Here is a 17,057-nt window from a genome sequence, read left to right on the forward strand (position 1 = left end):
TAGTTTGCGTTTTAAGAGCATTTATATACGTCTTTGCCTGGTTAAGATCTAGGGGCGGGAAGTTATTATCTACATCCCAAATTCCCATCAATATAGTGAGAACAGTATAGTGACCAATCTTATCAAAAATTTGAATTTCCAATAATTTCCACTTACATTGAAAATCGATTAATAATTTAATTGAAAATCGAATTATTTATGCGAAAGTTTAGTGCGGATTTAATATATACCCTAGAAGGCAAAGCCATTCCACGTGGCATTTTAATTACAGATGACAATGGGAGAATACTTAATGTTACGGAAGAAAAAGTAGCTTTTGATCCAAATATCGAGCGGTATAAAGGCGTAATCGTTCCTGGTTTTATAAATGCACATTGCCATTTAGAGCTTTCGCATCTACATCAAAAAATCAAACAGAAAACCGGTTTAATTAATTTCATTAAAGAAGTAATTTTTACAAGAAATTCATCTGAAAAAGAAATTATAGCAGCTATGGAAAAGCAAGACCAAGCCATGTGGGATGCTGGTATTGTAGCTGTGGGCGATATTTCAAACCAAACTATTTCTGCTGATCTCAAATCAAAAAGTGAAATCCGCTACCATACATTTATAGAAATGCTAGGTTTTGATGCCAACAAAGCCAAAGAGATTTTAGCGGATGCCATCATTAAAAAAGACGCTTTTCAAACACCTGTTTCTATAACCGTTCATGCTCCGTATTCCATCTCTAAGGAATTGGTGAAGCAGCTGAAAGACTATTGCAAAGGTTTCGATAATAAAATTACGATACATAACCAAGAATGTGATGAGGAAGATGAGCTTTACAAAACCCGATCGGGTCCGTTTTTGCAGTTCTATAAAGATTTAAATATCAATACAGAGACTTTTACCTCACAGTCAAAAAGTTCTTTGCAGGCCATTTTGCCGTTTATGCCCAAGAATCAGAATATTCTGCTGGTGCATAATACCTACACTTGCTTAAAAGATGTGTATTTCACTAAAAGGTTTGAGAAAAATATTTATTGGTGTTTTTGTCCCAATGCGAACCTTTACATTGAAGATAAGTTGCCAGCGTATGAGTTTTTTAAGCATTCCGAATTGCCAATTACCATTGGTACAGATAGTTTGGCATCCAACCACACTTTGTCGATTTTGGATGAGATGAAAATATTGCAGAAAAACATCCTAAACTTGCCACTCAACGAACTTTTGAAATGGGCCTGTATAAATGGTGCAAAATTTTTGGGTTTTGATGCTGATTTGGGAAGCATTGCTGTGGGCAAAAAACCGGGTTTAAATTTATTGACTGATTTGGACCACGGTTTGATTGGAGAGAACACAAAAATTACAAAACTGATATGAACCGAATTTGCTCACTTTTTGGAATAAGATATCCGATTATCCAGGCCGGGATGGTTTGGTGTAGCGGTTGGGAGCTGGCAAGTGCAGTTTCAAACGCGGGCGGGTTAGGAATTATAGGTGCGGGTTCTATGTATCCTGATGTTCTTCGTCAGCATATTCAAAAACTGAAAAAAGCCACACAACAGCCATTCGCGGTAAACTTACCCTTAATGTACCCAGCAATCGAAGATCATATCCAAATTATTCTGGAAGAAAAGGTGCCGATTGTTTTTACCTCTGCTGGGAATCCAGCACTTTGGACCAGCAAATTAAAAGCTGCAGGAATTAAAGTGGTGCATGTAATTGCAAACACCAAATTTGCTTTAAAAGCGGTAGGAGCAGGCGTAGATGCTATTGTTGCAGAAGGTTTTGAAGCAGGAGGGCACAACGGAAAAGAAGAGACCACCACGCTATGTTTAATTCCTAAAATTGTAGACTCGGTTAAAATTCCTGTAATTGCGGCAGGTGGAATATCATCAGGCAAAAGCATGTTGGCGGCTTTTGCCTTGGGGGCAGATGCGGTGCAAATTGGGAGTAGGTTTGCTGCTTCTTTAGAATCATCGGCGCATCAAACCTTTAAAAATGCAATTATAAATGCGCAAGAAGGCGATACCAAGCTTAGTATGAAAAAATTAATGCCGGTTAGGTTGCTGAAAAACGAATTTGCCGAGGGTATTCATCAGGCCGATTTAAACGGCGCTACCAAAGAAGAACTTTTGAAATTATTGGGAAAGGGTAGGGCGAAAGCTGGAATGTTTGAAGGTGATTTACAGAACGGCGAACTAGAAATTGGGCAGGTGGCAGCGAATTTTAATAAAATTTTACCTGCTTCAGAAATTTTAACGGAAATTTGGAACGAATTCTTAGTGGAACAACAAAGAATAGCTTCTTTAAATTTTTAGGGCTAAAAGGATTCTGTTTTTAAAACTTAATGTTTTTTTAAACTTTGGTTCTTCCACTTTTAAATGAATAACAAAATGAAAGCAATACAGATAACCGTTTCGGGAAGAGTGCAAGGTGTTTTTTTTAGAGCTTCAACCAAAGCCGTGGCCGATCAGCTGGGAATGAAAGGCTTTGTGAAAAATCAGGCAGACGGAACTGTTTTAATCCATGCAGAAGGAAATCAGCTTTTTATGGATGATTTTATTGACTGGTGCAAGTTTGGACCCGATGATGCCAACGTTACCGACGCCAAGATTGAAGATATAGAAGTAAAAAACTATCGTAATTTTGAAGTCTTAAAAAAATAATTTGTCAACGATAAAAAAATTTGCCGGACAAACAGCTATCTACGGAATTAGCACCATTGCGTCCCGCATTTTAAACTTCTTTTTAACACCCATTTACACCAAAGTTTATCCCGTTAAGGTTTACGGTATTTTTACGGAGATGTACAGCTATGCATCTATTTTGAATGCGCTGTTATCATTCGGGATGGAGACTACTTTTTTTAGGTACCTGAATAAAAGAGAAGGCCAAAAAGAATTGATCTACAGCAACACATTTATGATGATTGCTTTTATCAGTTCACTTTTTCTTTTTACCGCGTTGTTGTTTGTTCAGCCCATTGCGGTTTGGTTAAAAGACGCTACTACCACGCCACTGGCAGATTACGTTTTATACGTTAAGCTTTTTAGTTTGATTTTAGTAACCGATGCCTTAAGTGTGGTGCCTTTTGCAAGGTTACGAGCCGATGGTAAACCTGGCAGATATTCCTTATTAAAACTCGTTAACATCCTCACTTTTATTTCCTTAAACCTCATCTTCATTTTTGTTATCCCTTACATTATCAGCAACCAACTTTTTGGTGCTGATTTTTTTGCAAGTTGGTACAAAGAAAAATGGGTGGGCTATGTTTTTATATCCAATTTGGTGGCCAGTATAATCACATTGGTTATGCTTATCCCCGAATTGGCAAAACTTCAGTTTAAACTAGATAAAAAACTTTTAGCAGAAATGATGCTGTATAGTTTGCCCATTTTTGTGGCCAATTTATCATTCATCGTCAACGAAAACTTGGATAAGATTTTTTTAGGGCGGTTGCTTCCTGCCTCTATTAGTCAAGCGCAGGTAGGTATTTATGGTGCTTGTTGTAAGCTGGCTATATTTCTAAGTATTTTTATCAATGCGTTTAGGCTAGGTGCCGAACCTTTCTTTTTCTCTCACGCAAAAAATGCAAATGCCAAGCAAACCTATGCTACCATCATGAATTATTTTGTGCTGGTAATTACCTTAATTTTTGTGGGTTTGGTTGCCAATATTGAGATTTTAAAGTATTTTATCAGGAATGAAGCTTATTGGGTTGGGTTAGATGTGGTGCCTGTATTGTTGTTCGGCTACGTGAGTTTAGGAATTTATATGAACCTTTCCATCTGGTATAAACTATCAGACCAAACAAGGTATGGTTTGTATATTTCTGGCGTAGGTGCGGCTTTAACCATTGTTTTAAACCTCATTTTTATTCCTCATTACGGTTACATGGCATCTGCTTGGGTTTCGCTAACTGCTTATACCAGTATGATGATTTTATCGTACATTCTCGGTCAAAAAAATTATGCAATTCCCTATCATTTAAAACAAAATGTATTTTACTTACTGTTATCCGTTGTGGTAGTTTGGTTATCTTTTGTTTATTTTAAACGCGATTTAATCATAGGTAACTTACTATTTATAAGCTACGGATTGTTAATTTTATACCGTGAACGTTTGCAACTCAGAAAAATGCTTTCTAGTTTTTGATAATTTATCAATGTAATACAAAGGGAGTAAAGCTTAACGGTTACATCAAATCGAAAAAAATCAATGAAAATAAATATCATCAATAAATCAAAACATCAGTTACCTGGATACGAGACTGAGGCTTCTGCCGGAATGGATTTAAGAGCAGATCTTACAGCAGAAATTACCTTGAAACCTTTGGAGCGCAAGTTGATTGCCACAGGAATTTTTATTGAGTTACCTATTGGTTACGAAGCGCAGATACGACCAAGAAGTGGTTTGGCCTATAAATTTGGGATTAGCATTGTAAATTCTCCAGGTACAATTGATGCAGATTACCGTGGAGAAATAAAGGTTTTGCTGGTTAATTTGTCTAACGATATTTTTGCGATTAACGATGGCGACCGCATTGCACAAATGGTAATTGCCAAACATGAGAAAGCCGAGTGGCAACAAGTTGAAGTACTTTCTGATACGCAGCGAGGCGCAGGTGGCTACGGACATACAGGTGTAAAATAAAAATCTATGAACTTGCGAAGCATTTTTACTGCGTTATTGGCTCTGTTTTGCATTGGTGTTTCCGCTCAACCTAAAAAAAATAAAAATCAACCGCTAATTATTTTATCGGGGAGCAATTTAAGTTTGGCCGATAGCAACAAAGTAATAGACCTTTATTACTCCGGTCTGCGAGAAAAAGTGGTAGAGAACCAAGTTTTAGCAATCGAGAGCTTTAACCAAGCTGTAAAAATAGATCCACTACACCACCCATCATACTATGAATTAGGGCAGATTTATTTTAAAAAAGGCGATTTATCCAACGCCCGTATTTATGCCGAAAAAGCGGTTACCATAGAAACCCACAATGAATGGTACTGGCTTTTGATCGCCAATATCTATCAGCAACAGCAAAATTATAACCTTTTAGATTATGCTTTGAACGAGCTGATCAAGATTGCGCCAGATAAAGTAGAATACGGTTTTGATAAGGCAAACGCACTTTTTATGATGGGCAGTTTGGATGAATCTTTGGCGCTGTACAATAATTTGGAGCTTAAGGTAGGTTTAACTGATGCGGTGTTGCAGGGTAGGCAAAGAATTTACCTAAAAAAAGGAGATGTTAAAAAGGCTGTTGCCGATTTAGAACAGCTGATCAAAAATAATCCTTCTGATGTAAGGTATTACCTGTTTTTAGGTGATTTATTTTATGCAAATAAGATGCTTGTAGAGGCCCTGAAAGTATATCAACAAGCAAAGCAACTGGATGATAGTAATCCGTTTACGAGGATGGCCATTGCGCAGATTTTAGACTCACAAAAAAGACCAGCAGAAGCTTACGAAGAGGTTAAAGTAGCCTTTGCGCAACCAAGTTTTAATATTGATCAAAAGGTTAAAATTATCATCAAGTATTTTGATGCTTTTCCAGATGTAACCGCAGTTGCAAAGGCCGAAGAACTTTCGCAGATCATTACCATTGCGCACCCAACAGATCCAAAACCTTTTTCCCTTTACGGAGATGTGCTTTACCAGAAACAGGATTTTAAAGGAGCTAAATTAGCTTATCAGAAAGCATTATCGCTCAATAAAAATGTATTTGTAATTTGGGACCAACTGTTGCGGATTGAGCTTTTTGATAACGATACAAAAGCGCTGATTAAAGATGGTGAAGAAGCTTTAACACTTTTCCCTAACCAGTTTAGCCTTTATTTTTATGTGGGAATGGGTTACCTGATAGAGAAAAACTACGCAAAAGCCATTACTTATTTAAACAATACTTTAGCTTATGATATTGATAATAAAGAGCTGAAGACACAGATTTATAGTAGCCTTGGTGATGCCTATCAAGGGGAGAAAAAGTATAAAGAATCTGTAGTGGCGTATGAGCAGGCATTGGCTTTAGATCCAAATAATAGCTATACGTTAAACAATTATGCGTATTACCTGTCGTTAAGAGATGAGGATTTACAGAAAGCAGAAAAAATGTCTGTTAAATCTAATCAGCTAGAAAAGGAAAACGCCTCATTTCAGGATACGTATGCTTGGATATTGTTTAAGCTTGAAAAGTACAAAGAAGCTAGAGATTGGATGCAAAAAGCGATTTTAAACAACCCAAACAGTGCAGTTCAGTTTGAGCATCTGGGCGATATTTTTTATAAGTTGGGCGATACTGGCCAAGCGTTAGAAAACTGGAATAAATCGTTAAAGATAGATACCGACAATCCGTTGTTAAAGAAAAAAATAAATGAGAAAAAGTATTTTGACTAAATTATACGTGTTGATGTTTTGCTTGGGGATGATATCCTGCAAAAGCAAACAAAAACTAACAGCATCGAGCCCAAAAGATACTGGGATTGAGCTGGAAGAAAAAGCCAGCGCTAATCTTAAAAAAGTTATTGCGCAACAAGCAGATTTTAAAACCTTAAGTACAAGGGCGGCAACCGCTTTAAGCATCAAAGGGAAATCTTATGATGTTACCATGAATATCAGAATTAAAAAAGGCGAGGGCATTTGGGTTTCAGTAACTTACTTTGCCGGAATAGAAGTTGCCAGAGCTTTAATTACGCCTGATAGCGTTAAAGTAATGGATAAAATCAACAACGAATACCTAAAGAAACCTTTTAGTTTTGTTCAGAAGTATAGTAACGAAAAGATTGATTACGCTACGTTGGAGGCAATTTTAGTTGGTAACTGTATTCCTTTTACGTTAAATAATAAAAGAGAGCTATCAGTTGAGAAAACAGGCTTGGTAATTAATGGTAACAGTGATGAAATTGTTTACCACGTTGATTTTAATAGTGATTTGAAACCGGCTTATACAACTTTAAAAACTACCGATGAATTAAAAAACCTGATGGTTAATGTGGATTTATTTGAAAGCATTGGTTCAGTTTTAATTCCTAAAAAGCTCAATATCCAGTCTGTTGCGGGTGCTCAGTCCATCAAACTAAATATGGATTATAATAAAACGGTATTGAACGAACCTGTGGATTTTCCGTTTAATGTTTCTAAAAGATTTTCTGTGATTGACTAAATTAAATACCTTTGCCGCAATGAAGTATCTTAAATTTGTCTTATTTATTCTGTTTTTGTTTTCTGGTGTTCAGCTGTTTGCTCAAACACGGTCTGAGCTGGAAAGAAGAAAAGCCCAGCTGAACAAGGATATTGAGATGATCAATGTTACTTTATCCAAAACTGCATCAGAGAAAAAAGGTACGCTGAAACAGTTGAACGCACTGCGTACTCAGATTAGGTTACGAGAAGAGAAAATAAACACCATCAATTCAGAAATAAGGTTGCTAGACGGACAAATCAACGAGAATGTTGGACAGGTTAGGTCGCTACAATCGCAGTTAAAGCAATTAAAATCAGATTATGCTGCTATGATTCGCTTCGCACAAAAGAACCAAGGTTCATACAGTAAGCTGATGTATATTTTTGCCGCTAAAGATTTTAACCAAGCCTATAAGCGGTTAAAGTATCTACAGCAATTTGGAGAATATCGCCAGAAACAAGCGAAATATATCGAGGACACCCAGTCATCGCTACAAAATAAAATTGCTGTACTTAATAAAAATAAAAGGGAAAAAGATAACCTTTTGGGCGATCAACAAAAAGAGAAAAGCACTTTAGGCACTGCACAGGATAAACAAGCTAAGGTTGTAAGCTCACTTACATCACAAGAAAAGCAACTGAAAAAGGATTTAGCTAAGAAAAAAAGAGATGCCCAGCAATTAGAAAGAGCCATTAAGCAAGCTATTGATCGAGAAATTGCTTTAGCTAAGAAAAAAGCTGAAGAAGAGGCAAGAGCAGCGGCCGCTAGAGCCAAAGCCGCAGGTACCGAAGCGCCAACAGCAAAAGCAAATACGGGTTCTATTTTAAACTCCACGCCAGAAGCTGCGAAATTATCTGCAGATTTTGTAAGTAATCGTGGCAGATTGCCTTGGCCAGTCGCAAATGGTGTTGTTACAGAGTACATGGGTACAAAGAAAATTGGAAACGTTACAGTGGATGTTTCTGGTTGGACTATTAAAACCAATCCCGGTTCTAGTGTAAGATCTATTTTTGAAGGAAAAGTAACGACGGTTATCGAGATTGTTGGTTCAACAGTAGTAATTATACAGCATGGTGAGTACTTTACAGCGTATAAAAATTTAAATTCTGTAAGTGTGTCGAAAGGACAAAAAGTAAGCACAAAACAGTCGATTGGTACTGCAGATGGGCAAGCAGAAATAGAATTCCATATTTATAAATCTAAGGACGAGCAAGATCCGAAATATTGGTTGGCACCTAATTAACGCTAAAAGCAGAAGGCGTAAAGCTGAATGCTGATTTACAAAGAATCTCTTAAATGAGTTTCGTAAAAAGGATGTGTTTCGCATCCTTTTTTTTGTTTAAACTATTTCCTTATCGTCGCTACTGTTAATCTCTACTTTTGGAATTCTGATACTATTAAAGTTGAGGAGGTCGTAGAAAGTTGCCAAAAGCTTTACGGATGCTTTCGAGCGTGTTAAAGAGTAAACAGGATGAGAAGATAGAATTGCTTTTCAATTATTTGAGTAAATTTATTGAAAAAGAAGATGCGCTAGAGTCCCCATTGGTTTTAGAACTAAAAGCAGTGAAAAATAAAAGAGGATGCCAAAAGCATCCTCTTTTATTGAGTTATAAGTCCTTAAGTCATAAACTATAAGTGTTTAAAACAGTTTAAAACCAACGCTTAAGTGCAGTAAGTTTTGTTTTTGTCCGTTGTTTTTATTGATGTCCTGTAAGCTGGTTTCATAACGCAAGTCAACAGATAAATCGCCCAAATCTACACCAGCGCCAATTTGCGCATTGGTTATATAATCTCTGTATTTATAAAAATCAGGGTCAACAGCTTGGCTAAAGGCATTATTGCTTTCATCTAAATTAAACTGAAAAGATGGACCTGCCATAATTCTGAAGTTTAGTTTATCTGTGCCAAATTTTGTTCCTAATAAAAGTGGAACATCCAAAGTGGTGAACTTTTGTTTTACATCTACGGTATTACCACCACTTGTGAATTCAAGTTTAGAACCTTTAGTACCGATATAGATTTCTGGTTGTAGGTAAAAGCTTTTTCCAATTCTTGCCCATACACCAGCTTGATAGCCCAAAACGCCGTTCTCGTCAAATTCGTGATTTTGCGCTTTAATGGTGGTGTAATTTAAACCTGCTTTTAATCCTAGATTAAACTGTGCAAATGCTCCAACAGAACTTAGAAGCACTAAACAGGTAATGATCAATAGTTTTTTCATAATTGTTTGATTTTTAGATTTAACGTAAAAAAGGTAAACTAATTTCCTGATTTTTTAATTTCCAGCCGATATGCTAAATATTGGCTTAAAACTAAGCAGTTAAATTTTCTAATTCCCAATCAATTGCTATTTTTGTGTCAAACACATATCATGGCAGAACTTAGCATCAGCAATACAGACTGGGACAGATTAAAGATCAAGCTTAAGCGTAAGTACAACCACTTAAGCGATGAGGATTTAGCTTTTGAAGCAGGGCAAGAGGAACAGTTGATTAATCATCTGCAATTGCGCTTAAGACGCAAAAGGGAGTATGTTGTTTTTACACTTAAAAAAGGCTTGCTAAATATCGAGAACAACAGGCTTTAAGGATTATTTTTTTTGATAAGAAACGCTTACACTATTATACAGATTAGAAGTAAGCCCTTACTTGTACGCCACCAGTGTGTATCGCTTTAACTTCATTTGATTTTCTTCCCTCGTAGGTGAAATTTAGCTGAATACCATTTGAAATGGTGCGTTGAAAACCTAAAGACCAGGTTAGGTTTTTGCCAGGTTGCAGGCCTTCTAACAGCTCATAAGCAACAGATGTATTGTTTGCTCCTTCAAATTTATTGTTGATTAAATTGAACTGGCTGCTTAATGTGCCGCGTTTTAAAAGGTTATACCTCAGCTCGGCACCCAAACTACTGTTAAACGTTTTTTCGCCACCAAAAACTGGTAAATTCTTTTGTTGTTTTAGGTTTGCTTTTAGCGTGGTTTTTAAATCGGTTGTAAACTGATAACCAAATTCCGGTGCAAACTCATAATAAGTGATGCTGTAATTTCTTTCTATAAACAGTTGTGAAGCGAAGTTTTTATTCCCCTGGTTAATGCTCAGGATGAAATTGCTTTTCCTAATAAAGTTCCACCTCACCCTTAAACCTTGTTCTTCGTTAGCTCTGCTATCAAAACCATTGGTTAATAATAGTTTGCTCGCTAGTTTTTGCGCACTTAAATCAATACCAAAAATGGGGTTGGTACGGTTGTAAAATAAGGTGTTACGTATAAAAGAGTTCTGAGAAATTAGGTTGCTTTCGCTGATGCTAGTTTGGTAAGGATTAAATAGAATCCCATTGCCACTTAACAGCTTTTTATTGATACGTAAAGAAGTAATATTAGAAAATCTGGCTAAGAACTGCGCATATTTGGATTTAGAATCTCGTAAAAGCCGGACCGGATTTAAACTCAAAGTTTGATTGATATTGGTGAAGTTTGATTTCACAAACTCGTTATTTGGTCTAAAAACCTTAATATATTTGGCTTGGTCTGGATATTTGGAAACCTCAAATTCGTTGAGTTCCTTAATGCCGTTATTGTTATAATCATTCCAGGCATAAATCCCTTGCGATGCGGTTACTTCTAAATAAACAAACTCCCGTTTAGGCTCTTGCCCGGTACCTAACTCATAAAAAGATTGCAGGCTTACAAAACCTTTCAATCCTGTAAAATTATAATCAACCCTTGCCAATAACGTTTCTTCATTTTGGTTAACGGTATCTGTACTTAAATAATTGATAGAGCGATAAGTGGCATTTAAAGCCAGATTAGAATTCGCGTTTTTACTTAAAACCAACTTCCCTGTAAAGGTGTTTGCCTTCGAAAAAGACTTTAGGTTTTTCCCGTCTGGTAATTCGTCAAACCTTTGGTTGTAAAGTAACAGAAACTCTCTTTTTGCACTATCTGCAGATTTTATAAAATACTCAAACGCCCTAAAACTGAACGATTGCAGACTTAAAGTATCTGTTAATAAATTGAGGGTTTGGTTATTTTCCTGATTAAAGTTAAAACCTGTTTCAATGTATTTAAAAGCTTTGCTTAACGCGATGTTTTGGCGAAAGAATGTGCCTTTATCAATCTCGGTTCGGCTATTTAGTAAGCTTCCAGCGTACCTTGCGGTGTAATTTTTTAGTTGATAAACCCCGCTTACATTTTGCTGTAGCCCATTATAATAATCGCCCCTATTGAAATTGGATATCCCGTAAGCGATATTTTTCTGTGGCGATTTGATGAGCTGTAAATTCAAAGTGCTCCAATGCTCATCTGCTGGTAAAAGCGGGTTTGCCCTAAAATTGAAATCGCGATCAAACTCTACAGGTCGGTAACGTTCTAAAGGTTTAAATTGTTCGTTCACATATTCGTAGCTCAGGCTGGTTTTTAAACGTAAACCCGTGGTGTCGTTTCCGTTAAGCAAGCGGGTGTCTTTTCCGATAATTTTGTAAGCCAGCCCTTTATTTTGTTTGTTCTGTAAATCAGAAAAAAGATTTACATCATTATCACTGAAACCAATTTCTGTAAAAACCTGTGTTCGCTTTGCAATTTTATAATCGGCGTTAAGCGTAATTAACTGTTGTTTTTTAGGTGTAACCAGCAAGGTAACTGGCGAATACTCGCCTTGCGGAACGCCACTTTTTGGTGCTACAAATACATAAACCCGCCCGTTTGCTACCGAATTAACATCAATTTGGTAATTACCTGCATTCGGACCAACGTACGAAAAACCAACCCGGTATTTAGCTTCCAGCGGATTAGCACTGTAAATATAAACATCAGCAATACCTAAAGAATCTAATTTTTTGTATAATATTTCATTTTCATTAAAGGCAACGCTATCAACATTTGGATAAACAGCTTGGTTGATGTTATTCCCGATGCCTTCTAAGAATTGTTTCTGATCATCGTTCAAATCCTGCAGAATCGGTTTCGACGGATTGTCTTGCTCGCTGTAATAATTAAAATTTAGCTTTAGTTTCTCTGATTGGTAACCTTGGTTAAGCTGGTAAAGACTACGGGCATAAGTTTTATCAGAATATTCAAATTCCACTACAATTCGAGAGTTTCTGGTAATTAAGCGTTTGGTGGTAAAAGTTAATTCGGCGGTATTGTAATCAACCACATAATCGTTGTCCTGTCCTCGTAAAAGTAAAATTCCATCAATAAAAACCCGTTCAGTACCCGATAAAACAATCACAAACTGTTCTCCATTATTTCCCTGCAACCTGTACGGGCCTTGGTTTCCCTCAATCCCTTCAAAGCTATTACGGGCCGATCTTCCTTTAGCAACCGCCAAGGAAAAACCTGTTTCATACGATCGGTTTTTTTTGTCTTTAAAAATATTGGTTGCTGTAATTCCCTGCGTCCGCTTAAAATAATTTGCAAAATAGCTGTCGGGTCGGCGAAGTTCATAATCTCCCGCAATAAGCGTGGCGTCTTTTCTTTTCAGCTGTATAAATACCTTATCAAAGTCGTTGATCTGTTGTGTGTTACCTTCTGGTTGTATCGGAATATTATCGTCTGATATGGCTGCTAAAATTTCGATCTCGTTATTTATTTTTCCGGAAAGCTGGAGTACCAAGTTGGAGTTAACCGCTAAATCCTGGTTATTGCCAAAACCAATCCCTCTAGATATGCTCCCACTTTTATTAAAACCCTCAAAATTAAAGATTGCATTATCTTCTTTTTTTACCTGATAAATGTAAGGTTGCTTGCTAACAATTTCCTCCTCAATTAATTTAGGGTCTTTATAAAAAACTTTTTTGGCAAGTAACAGCGGTAAGGTTTTATAACTCACCAATACAGAGTCTACGGCTGGTTTCTGTAGCCATTTTAACTCGGCCGAAGCATAATTAATTTGATACTGATTGGCATTTATAATAGTTGTGCCTGATAAAACCTTAAAGCTATTGGGTAAAATACTTAGCGTATCAAGAGCAAGAGAATCTTTTACCGCAATTTTTTTTAAAGTTAAAGATGGGGTAATTTGTGCATAAGCGGTTAGCGAAGCAAAAAACAACACAAATCCGATTATACATTTTCTTATCATCAACTAACCACTGGTAAAGTGATGTGGAAAGTTGTGCCCACATCCGTTTCTGTGGTAAAATAAATATTTCCGTTTACATTTTGTATAGCTTGTTTAACAAAAGCCAAACCTAAGCCTGTTCCAGAGCTTTTGGTGGTGAAATTAGGTGTAAAAATACTGCTCCTTGAGTTAAGCGAAATGCCACTTCCATTATCCGAAATCTTAATTTCAACCTTGTTGTTCGCTTGGGTAGCAGAAATATTAATAATCCCCTCTTTGCCATCAGGGATTGCTTCAATTGCATTTTTAAGCAAATTATTGAAAGATCTTAAAAGTTGGTCTTTATCTGCTTTTACAAAACAGTTTTTAAGTACTTCCTCGTTACAATTGATTTTAATATGTGCCATCTGACTAAAAATTTCAGTCGCTTTATGTATCGTCTCCAGTAAGTTTATCCTTTCAAGCTTTAGCTCTGGCATTTTTGCAAAGTTGGAAAACTCAGATGCAATATGACTTAGGCTATCAATTTGTTCTAAAAATGATTTGCTGAATTTTTGGAATTTTTCATCAAACCGCTCATCTTTTTCTCGCCAAGCCCTATCCAGCATCTGGATGCCGAGGCGCAAAGGCGTGAGTGGATTTTTAATTTCATGAGCTACCTGTTTTGCCATTTCTCGCCAAGCCGTTTCTCTTTCAGACTGGGCTAATTTATTGGCGTTTTCTTCCAAGGCTTCAACCATATCGTTGTACTCAGTAATCAAACTGCCTATCTCATCGCTCCGTTTCCACGATATGGTGTGGTTTTTAGTCCCAATTCTGGTTTTAGAAAAACCTTCCTGTATTAAACTTAATGGACTGGTAATTTGATTAGCTACTACAAAGGCGAAGAAGCCAATTACAACGAAAACTAATACGTAGATATTAATAAGCAGGTTTAAAAATGTTCCTATTTTTTGGTTATAATCATCTTGGTTGGCAAAATACGGGAGCTGTAAGTAAGCAATAACATTATTTTTTTTGTTTTTTATTGGCATATATGCCGATGTAAATTGCAAAAGATTAATAGACTCGTCTTGGATGAATTCCGATTTTTTCTTGATTTTAAGATTTAAAAAAGCTTCTGCATTCATCCGATCGGCTATTAGACCTATCGCGTACATTTTGTATTGGGTAGAAAAAATTAATCTTCCGTTTACATCAAATAAATTTAAATCTGAGTTATAGAGTTTAGAGAATTCATCAAAAGTGATGCTCCCCGAGTTTTCACTAAAAAGGCGTGAATCGTCAAACAAGCTTTGTTCAAAAGATTCTGTTATGGTTCGTATTTTACTCTTAATAAGATCTTGTTGCTGCTCTTTATATTGTATAGAAATATAAGAAAACGTAATGATACCGATAATTAAAGATGAACTCACAACGGCCAATACCAACGCAATTTGGATACGGGTTTTGTAAAGCAGGCGGTTGTTTATTTCTAAAAACCGTTGCTTAAAGTATTGGTAACTAAAGCTATATTTTCCAAACCCCGTAATTATCCATTTATAAGAAGTTACAACTAAAGCAAATAATAAAAATAGGATAAAGAAGAATGATAATGAGGCTAGCTCTCTCCAAAAAGTATTTGTTTCGCTGGTAACTACAACGGTAGTATTTGCAGATGGTTTATAAATTAAATGTTCAAAACCATTTCTGTTAAGTAGCGAAAACTCCTTAACGTTCCCATTTAAAAAGGTGTTTACTAAATCGTAAACAAAAACGCCATATTGGTTTACTAATTTTTTGTTCTGATAAAAAGCATAGGAATAATTAATAAGCTCGGAGTTTTGGCTAATATTGCCATTTTGCAAAAGTTGCGGAAAGGTACCGTTAATATTTACCTGTTTAGAGTCTAATTCTAGAACCAGTGTCCCTACGGTGGTATCGGCTTCTTTAATAGGTATTATCGCAAAATAGCTTTGATAGCCAAAAGTGTTATTTAACCGGTAAAAGTAATTGCTGATTTTTAAAGAAGAATTTTCTACCTGATTTTTGAATCGATCAATCTTTATATTTCTGCCATAGCTTACTAATGAGTCTGATTTGTTAAATAAATAAGCTTTATAATCAAATTTGTTGAGGTAATTTGTTAAATAATTATTACTTACCCTGGCATTAAGCTTAATATTATTAGGTTCGGTAGTTTTTAAAAGTGTAGCAAAATAAGGGTCGTTAACAATGTCTTTTTCAATCTCGTTGAAAGCAATAATTGCGTTGGGGTCTTCTACAGTAGAGAGTTTGATTAGTAGCGTTTTCTTTATTTCTTGTTGTTTAAAACTTTCGTAGGCGTTTAGCTTTAACGATACGATGGTAGCAAATACAAACGAAATGAGTAGTAGCGAGGGAAAAACAGCTCTATCATTTGGTTGGTAGTTGAGTTTAATGGTTATAAAAAGAATAGAGAAAGTTAGTATAAAAAATACTGGGTTTTGCCGAAGAAAGAGCGCTGTTATAAAAGCAATTACAAAAATAACTATTAGCGTTATCTGTTTGCTTTTGATGCTTATCTGTATATAAGTGGTGAGGTAAACTATAATATCTATGATTAAATAATACGCCAATAAGGCTAGCATAATCATAAAAATGCTTAAAAAGCTAAGGAAGCTTAAGTTTACAATATTTGAAACTTTTAGGTTAATGTTAGAATTAAATATTAAACCAAAAAAAATATCTGTATAAATATAAGATAGCGTTGCAATGAATAACACACCATAAATAATAATACTAAAACCTACAAACCTATTTTTTATAGGTTTAAATAGCTGTTTTTTGTACGAGAATGCGAAAACCGTAACCCATAGAAAGCTAATGGTGTTCAAAATAAAATCGGCAAAAGAAGGGAAGTAGAAGTTAGAGGCAAACAGCGTTGGATCAAATAGTTTTAGGCTGTACACGGCTTCTGGAAAGTGGTATTTAAGACCTAAGTAGCGAAGCAAGTATAGCGTAACGGCCAAGCTAATTAAAGCTAAAACTTGGTAACCCGAGTCAGCATAGTATTTACAGGTACTGTTTATTAGCAACAGGAGCGTAAATAAACCAAAACACCATAGAAATATCTCAATATTGCTATAGGGAATGTCGATTTTTTTTGCCGATTTTTTTATCGAGAAAAGATATTTTCCGGTAATGTTTTTAATGTCAATTACATTGATGTCTGTTATATCAGCTAGTTTGATATTCCTGTCTCTGATGATGTAATCTTTAGAGCCGTCGTTATTTAGATATTGATTTTTAAACGGCAGATGCGATTGTACGGGTATAAAAAACAACACAGTAAAATCGCCATCCGTTTTTTTGATAAGCTCGTAGCTTCCGTTACTGTAAGTTATAAAACTGGTTCCTTCTTTTGCGCTTGTTGCGTTATTGGAGGCAATTACAGCATCAGACCAAAAAACGAGTTGGTTTTTTTGATAAACCTGAAAAAAAATGTTCTTTTCTGTAAAGTATTCGAGAACGTTTGTGGCAATCTTGGCGTTGTTGGGTAAGGTTTTAAGGTCGTTAACGTTAGCGCTAACAGCTAAAAATCCATAAATATCTTTCTCCTTTTTACCTAAACGTTCATTAATATCATCGGCAACATCATATAGTTTAACCAGCTGAGTAGATGCCCATCTTGCTGTTAAAGATGTAGCGAACAAGCCAATCGTTACTAAAAATAAAAGCCAACGTATTTTTGTAGAAGTTCTCAAAGATTATGGGTTCTGCATTTTTAAAAACACTATAAATATAGTGTTCTAAACTGTAGCCTAAAACCAAGCCAAAAAAAAGCAGGAACGTAGGTTCCTGCTTTTAAT

The 17,057-nt window shown here is 35.9% G+C and carries 12 protein-coding genes; 9 read left to right on the forward strand and 3 right to left on the reverse strand.

Going from position 1 to position 17,057, the window contains the following annotated elements:
- Positions 1 to 180 precede the first annotated feature (180 nt).
- The 8 genes from B176_RS0102770 to B176_RS0102805 all read left to right on the forward strand — a co-directional run bounded on the left by B176_RS0102770 (position 181) and on the right by B176_RS0102805 (position 8,411).
- On the forward strand, positions 181 to 1,362 hold the full coding sequence (locus B176_RS0102770) for an amidohydrolase family protein (protein WP_237739790.1): 1,182 nt from the start codon (positions 181 to 183) through the stop codon (positions 1,360 to 1,362).
- Complete coding sequence (locus B176_RS0102775) at positions 1,359 to 2,303, forward strand: NAD(P)H-dependent flavin oxidoreductase (protein WP_017257251.1); 945 nt, start codon at positions 1,359 to 1,361, stop codon at positions 2,301 to 2,303. The genes B176_RS0102770 and B176_RS0102775 overlap by 4 nt, the downstream gene beginning before the upstream one ends.
- A gap of 75 nt (positions 2,304 to 2,378) precedes the next feature.
- A complete protein-coding gene (locus B176_RS0102780) occupies positions 2,379 to 2,651 on the forward strand; it encodes an acylphosphatase (RefSeq protein ID WP_026063126.1) in 273 nt (90 codons plus the stop codon).
- Position 2,652: 1 nt separating this feature from the next.
- Positions 2,653 to 4,140 (forward strand): lipopolysaccharide biosynthesis protein, encoded by a 1,488-nt coding sequence (locus B176_RS0102785; RefSeq protein ID WP_017257253.1) that lies wholly within the window; start codon positions 2,653 to 2,655, stop codon positions 4,138 to 4,140.
- A gap of 63 nt (positions 4,141 to 4,203) precedes the next feature.
- On the forward strand, positions 4,204 to 4,638 hold the full coding sequence (gene dut, locus B176_RS0102790) for a dUTP diphosphatase (protein ID WP_017257254.1): 435 nt from the start codon (positions 4,204 to 4,206) through the stop codon (positions 4,636 to 4,638).
- Between the two features lie 6 nt (positions 4,639 to 4,644).
- Positions 4,645 to 6,381: a tetratricopeptide repeat protein gene (locus tag B176_RS0102795; RefSeq protein WP_083852675.1), complete on the forward strand. Its 1,737-nt coding sequence runs from the start codon at positions 4,645 to 4,647 to the stop codon at positions 6,379 to 6,381.
- Positions 6,359 to 7,147, forward strand: a complete 789-nt coding sequence (locus tag B176_RS0102800) for a DUF4292 domain-containing protein (protein ID WP_017257256.1) — start codon at positions 6,359 to 6,361, stop codon at positions 7,145 to 7,147. The genes B176_RS0102795 and B176_RS0102800 overlap by 23 nt, the downstream gene beginning before the upstream one ends.
- A gap of 19 nt (positions 7,148 to 7,166) precedes the next feature.
- Entirely contained in the window at positions 7,167 to 8,411 is a 1,245-nt protein-coding gene (locus B176_RS0102805) for a murein hydrolase activator EnvC family protein (RefSeq protein ID WP_026063127.1), read from the forward strand.
- 396 nt (positions 8,412 to 8,807) lie between these two features.
- Here B176_RS0102805 and B176_RS0102815 read toward each other — a convergent pair whose 3' ends face one another.
- A complete protein-coding gene (locus tag B176_RS0102815) occupies positions 8,808 to 9,389 on the reverse strand; it encodes a porin family protein (protein ID WP_017257259.1) in 582 nt (193 codons plus the stop codon).
- A 150-nt stretch (positions 9,390 to 9,539) separates the two neighbouring features.
- Here B176_RS0102815 and B176_RS0102820 point away from each other — a divergent pair, with 150 nt between their 5' ends.
- Positions 9,540 to 9,755, forward strand: a complete 216-nt coding sequence (locus B176_RS0102820) for a hypothetical protein (RefSeq protein WP_017257260.1) — start codon at positions 9,540 to 9,542, stop codon at positions 9,753 to 9,755.
- A gap of 43 nt (positions 9,756 to 9,798) precedes the next feature.
- On the opposite strand, the gene B176_RS0102825 is transcribed toward B176_RS0102820, so the two are convergent.
- A complete protein-coding gene (locus B176_RS0102825) occupies positions 9,799 to 13,248 on the reverse strand; it encodes a hypothetical protein (protein ID WP_017257261.1) in 3,450 nt (1,149 codons plus the stop codon).
- Entirely contained in the window at positions 13,248 to 16,952 is a 3,705-nt protein-coding gene (locus B176_RS0102830; protein WP_017257262.1) for a sensor histidine kinase, read from the reverse strand. Before B176_RS0102830 ends, B176_RS0102825 begins: the two co-directional genes overlap by 1 nt.
- Between the last annotated feature and the right edge of the window lie 105 nt (positions 16,953 to 17,057).

The sequence above is a fragment of the Pedobacter arcticus A12 genome (genome assembly GCF_000302595.1).
GTDB lineage: Bacteria > Bacteroidota > Bacteroidia > Sphingobacteriales > Sphingobacteriaceae > Pseudopedobacter > Pseudopedobacter arcticus.